Genomic DNA, 5,019 nt, shown 5'->3' with positions numbered 1-5,019 from the left:
CATTGAAAAATATCTGCCACACTGTTTAATGGCTTTAACGGCTTATCAATCGCAATTTAATGGCAAAGTGATTCTGAAAGCTAGTGTTGATGCAAACTTTGATTTTTCAATGGAAAGTCATCATGATGTATTATTTGCATCAGGTGAGTTTTATCAAGATTTAACAGATGCTGTCGCACAGTTACAATCATTACATCTGATTTTAGTTAATCTAAAACTCCCTCATCAAATTTTGCTTGATGATGAGCTAGGTTTTTTGTATCAGCGTTTTTATTATCTTAGCTAAAAACAAAAAACCGCGACAATGCGCGGTTTTAATCTGGCGGTGAGAGAGGGATTCGAACCCTCGATACGCTATTAACGTATACACGCTTTCCAGGCGTGCGCCTTCAACCACTCGGCCATCTCACCATATTTAGTCTTTATGACTAACAAGGCGCGCAAATATATACTAATTTATTAAAGAAATCAAAAGTATTTTTTTATTTTTTGCTATCACGAATGAGTGTTACACTATAGTTCGCTATTATGAGCAGAGATCTTTTTATGAGTGATACACATAATCAACAAACGCCATTGCATTTATTAACCTTAGGTGCATTAGGTGTTGTGTTTGGCGACATTGGTACAAGTCCATTATACGCCTTAAAAGAATGTTTTCATGCCAGTCATGGTCTTGCAATTACTCATGATAATGTTCTGGGTTTGTTGTCAACTATTTTTTGGGCAATCACTTTAGTTGTGTCCATAAAGTATATCTTTTTTATTATGCGTGCAGACAATAATGGTGAAGGCGGCATTATGGCTTTACTTGCCTTAAGCCTGCGTAATAAAACCATTAGCAATACCCAACGACTATTTTTGGTGAGCATCGGTTTATTTGGTGCTGCACTATTTTTTGGTGATGGTATTATCACCCCTGCCATTTCGGTTTTATCAGCCGTAGAAGGCCTCAAATTAGTAACGCCCGTTTTTGATCCTTATGTTATTCCAATTACGATTGGCGTATTAATTTCATTATTTATGATTCAACGACATGGCACAGGCTCTGTTGGTAAGCTATTTGGCCCTGTGATGCTATTGTGGTTTAGTACATTGGCAATTTTGGGCATCTCCAATATTTCGCAATATCCTGCTGTGTTGCAATTGGTAAACCCTTATTGGTCGATTCAGTTTATTTTGCATCATCCAACGATTGCCTTTATTACCCTAGGTGCTGTTGTCTTAACCATTACGGGTGGTGAAGCTTTATATGCGGATATGGGGCATTTTGGTCGAAAACCTATTAATTATGCGTGGTTTGGTTTAGTTTTTCCTGCATTAATATTAAATTATTGTGGACAAGGTGCATTATTATTAACTCATCCAGAAGCTGTAGAAAATCCCTTTTATCAACTTGCACCCAGTTGGTTTATTTTGCCGTTAATTGGCTTAGCTACCCTATCTACCGTGATTGCCTCACAAGCCGTTATTTCTGGCGTTTTCTCGATTGCTCGCCAAGCGATGCAATTAGGTTATTTGCCACGTTTTGAAATATTACACACTTCTGCCAAAGAAATGGGGCAAATTTATATTCCTTTGTTAAATTGGCTATTATTAGTGTCAATTATTGCCCTCGTCTTGATGTTTAAATCATCGAGTAATTTAGCTGCTGCTTATGGTATTGCCGTCACCATGACCATGATTTGTGACACTTTACTTGCCGCTTTTGTCGCTGTCACAATTTGGGGATGGTCAAAACGCCTCACCTTATCAGTCGTTATTCCTTTATTATTTGCCGATTTTGCTTTTTTTGGTGCAACTTCTTTAAAATTTTTACAAGGCGGATGGTTTCCTGTTCTAATTGGTATTAGTGCATTTACTGTCATGATTACATGGAAGCGTGGTCGTGAAATTTTGTTTGAAAAACTTAACAAAGAAACCATGCCGCTCAACTTATTTGTTAATAGTATTGGTGCTGGCTCGATTCAAACCATTGAAGGAACAGCTATTTTTATGACGGGCACACATCAATCTGTGCCTCATGCCCTCCTTCACAACATTAAGCACAATAAAATTCTCCATGAACGTAACATTTTATTAACCCTACAAACCAAAGATATTCCTGTGGTTATGCCACAAGATCGACTTAAAGTTGAGCAAATTTCGCCAAATTTTTGGTTGATGACCGCCTGTTATGGTTTTAAAGAGCAACCTGATGTGCCTGAATTATTAGAACTATGTGCGATTTATCACGAACTCAGTTTTGATATGATGGATACCAGCTTTTTCTTATCACGTGAACGGATTATTCCGCGTGTTGAAGGTGGTATGGCACGTTGGCGTGAATTATTATTTGTGGCGATGTCACGTAATGCTGCCTCAGCAACGGATTTCTTCCAAATTCCCACCAATCGAGTAGTGGAACTTGGCACTCAAATTGAACTCTGAGAACAATTTGTGGGAGCTAAGCTCCCATAAATCATTTGCTTAACGATTAAGCTGTTTGTAGAATACCCCCAATATTGTCATACGACATTTAAGGTCTGCTTAGCCTTTAAGTTTTAGTATAAGAACAATCAAAAAACCAACACTCAAATTATATAACTAACAATATAGGACTTACGCTGTTATCACTGGTTTGTTCGCATTTCAACCGTTTTCATGGTTACTGAGCGTAGTCGAAGTAACGGTTTTATACTTACAAAACACGCTAATTTCGGTGAAATGAGTAAGCCCTAAATAATAGAGCATTTTACAATGGCTAATAATCCTAAAAACTTTACCAAAATTGGTATCTTTTACGATGGCAATTTCTTCTTACACGTTAGCAATTATTATCAATATTATCATCCACGCAAATCACGAATTAGTATTTCGGGTTTACACGAGTATATTCGGCATCGCGTTGCTGCCGAAGAAAATACTGATGTTCGTTATTGCCATATTGTTGATGCCCATTATTTTCGGGGTCGTTTGCGTGCCCAAGATGCTGAGCAACGCGATTTATTACTCAAAGAGCGTTTATTTGATGAAGTATTAATGCGCGAAGGTGTTACCACACATTATTTGCCACTAGGGCCTGATGGTGAAAAAGGGATTGATGTTTGGTTAGCTTTAGAGGCCTATGAACTATCTATTTATAAACAATTTGACGTGTTGGTGTTAGTCGCGTGTGATGGTGATTTTAGACCCCTATTACGCAAGCTAAATACAGTTGGTACACGTGTCATGTTATTAGCATGGGATTTTGAATACACCGACCGCCACAGTGTGCAAAAACTGACTCGTACTGCACAAGTTTTATTAGATGAAGCCACTTATCCTGTCTTAATGCACCAAGTCATTGATGATCGTTCTGCACGCAACGATCAGCAAATCAATAAATTATTCCTATATCCTAAAGAGGAACAAGCGATTCTAAATGCCTTAAATTATGGCTTACCCTATCCTACTATGCCAACAACCACAGCCAATCACGCCTCACACTCAGCCACTACCCCGTCAGAAAATCGTAGTTTAGGTATAGTACAAAGTGTTAAAGAAGGTGGATTTGGTTTTATTACGCCAGATGAAGATATGGAAAATATCTTCTTTCATTATAGTGAAGTCAAAAATCGTAATTTTACCGATTTACACATTGGTGATCGTGTAAGTTATATTTTAGGTAGAAATGATAAAGGTTATTGTGCAACTCAAATCATGGTCGAAAATCAAACTGACTCGGTATTTTATAACGACCCTCCTTATGATGATGAACCTTTTTTAGCTTATGATGAGGATTGAACAGGCAGATAAGCCGCCACAAACTCTGGCGGCATACGTTTTGGTTTGCCTGTGGTCATATCAACAGTAATAAAATGGGTTTGACCTGTTAAGACTGTTTTATTATCAGCCAAGCGAATAATTTGATAATCACGAACAGTTGATAGTTTACCGTCATTGGCACTAATCCAAGTACCAATCGCTAGCTCATCGCCAACATGTGTGGCCAACAAATAGTTCAGTTCGTGTTTACGTACTACACAACCACAGCCCAAACGATAATAGGCAGCAATATCTAAACCTAAAGCTTGAGAATGCCCCCACGCAGCTTTTTCAAGCCATTGTAGGTAAGTAACATTATTAGTATGAGCAAACTCATCTTGATGAGCTGGGATAACTGTCACACAATCAATATAGGCAGGTGTGACAGTCCATGGCAGGGTATTAAGCGTGTGTAACATTACCACCTAACAAGACTAAAACAGCTTCTAACTCTCTAATCATATCCTTAATGACCACATTGAGCATATTTTGGCTGATTTGAACTTGATAAGCCAACATAGCCTCTGACGGGCTAGGTTCAATGCTGGGCGCTGATTCAGCAACAATCGCTTCCATGACTTTAGCCATCGGTCGTGCGTGTTCTGTTTGTAACTGCAAACGTGCACCACTAATGGTAAAACCTTGTTCATATAACAAACTACGAATTTGACGAATCATCAGCACATCTTCGCGTTGGTAATAACGGCGATTACCACGTCGCTTCATTGGGCTAAGCTGTTCAAATTCCTGCTCCCAATAACGCAACACATGTGGTTTAACGTTACATAACTCTCCTACTTCACCAATGGTAAAGTAACGTTTATTGGGAATCGCAGGTAATAACGCGTTATGACTGGGTTCTAGCATAAGCGTCTACTCGTTGTCTTAGTTTTTGTCCTGCTTTAAACGTTACTACACGACGTGCAGTAATTGGAATTTCTTCGCCTGTTTTTGGATTACGACCTGGACGTTGACGTTTATCGCGCAAGTCAAAATTACCAAAGCCAGATAATTTTACAGGCTGATTATTTTCTAAAGCTAAACGAATCTCCTCAAAGAAGATATCAATTAATTCTTTGGCTTCTTGCTTGTTAAGTCCTAACTCGTTAAACAAGTGTTCAACCATATCTGCTTTGGTCAGTGCGCTCATATGTACCTCTTATTATAATCAACTCAGAACTTACGCATTTCATCAAAATTAGTGCGTTTTGTAAGCTAAAAATCATTAAAAAT

General features: G+C 38.4%; 5 protein-coding genes, 1 tRNA gene and 1 pseudogene. 3 read left to right on the top strand and 4 right to left on the bottom strand.

Features of this window, described 5'->3' with window-relative positions; translation table 11 throughout:
* Positions 1–286 (top strand): hypothetical protein (locus tag Q0212_RS14480; RefSeq protein ID WP_297926798.1); only part of this gene is annotated, 286 nt, incomplete at its 5' end.
* Between the two features lie 34 nt (positions 287–320).
* Here the strand turns inward: Q0212_RS14480 and Q0212_RS14475 are convergent.
* Positions 321–411, bottom strand: a tRNA-Ser gene (locus tag Q0212_RS14475).
* Positions 412–546: 135 nt separating this feature from the next.
* On the opposite strand from Q0212_RS14475, the gene Q0212_RS14470 reads away from it, so the two are divergent.
* Both Q0212_RS14470 and Q0212_RS14465 read left to right on the top strand, forming a co-directional pair.
* Entirely contained in the window at positions 547–2,430 is a 1,884-nt protein-coding gene (locus Q0212_RS14470; protein ID WP_297926795.1) for a potassium transporter Kup, read from the top strand.
* Positions 2,431–2,739: 309 nt separating this feature from the next.
* Complete coding sequence (locus Q0212_RS14465; RefSeq protein ID WP_297926792.1) at positions 2,740–3,765, top strand: cold shock domain-containing protein; 1,026 nt, start codon at positions 2,740–2,742, stop codon at positions 3,763–3,765.
* Here the strand turns inward: Q0212_RS14465 and Q0212_RS14460 are convergent.
* From Q0212_RS14460 to Q0212_RS14450, 3 genes and pseudogenes are all read right to left on the bottom strand, one after another.
* A complete protein-coding gene (locus tag Q0212_RS14460) occupies positions 3,750–4,205 on the bottom strand; it encodes a thioesterase family protein (protein WP_297926791.1) in 456 nt (151 codons plus the stop codon). The genes Q0212_RS14465 and Q0212_RS14460 overlap by 16 nt on opposite strands.
* Before the next feature lie 172 nt (positions 4,206–4,377).
* Positions 4,378–4,653 (bottom strand): annotated as a pseudogene (locus Q0212_RS14455) (MerR family transcriptional regulator); the annotation flags it as partial.
* Entirely contained in the window at positions 4,634–4,936 is a 303-nt protein-coding gene (locus tag Q0212_RS14450) for an integration host factor subunit alpha (protein WP_297926789.1), read from the bottom strand. The pseudogene Q0212_RS14455 and the gene Q0212_RS14450, both read right to left, overlap by 20 nt.
* Between the last annotated feature and the right edge of the window lie 83 nt (positions 4,937–5,019).

The sequence above is a fragment of the uncultured Agitococcus sp. genome, from assembly GCF_937920075.1.
In the GTDB taxonomy this organism is placed as follows: domain Bacteria; phylum Pseudomonadota; class Gammaproteobacteria; order Pseudomonadales; family Moraxellaceae; genus Agitococcus.
This window is presented reverse-complemented; position numbering and strand designations above follow the sequence as displayed.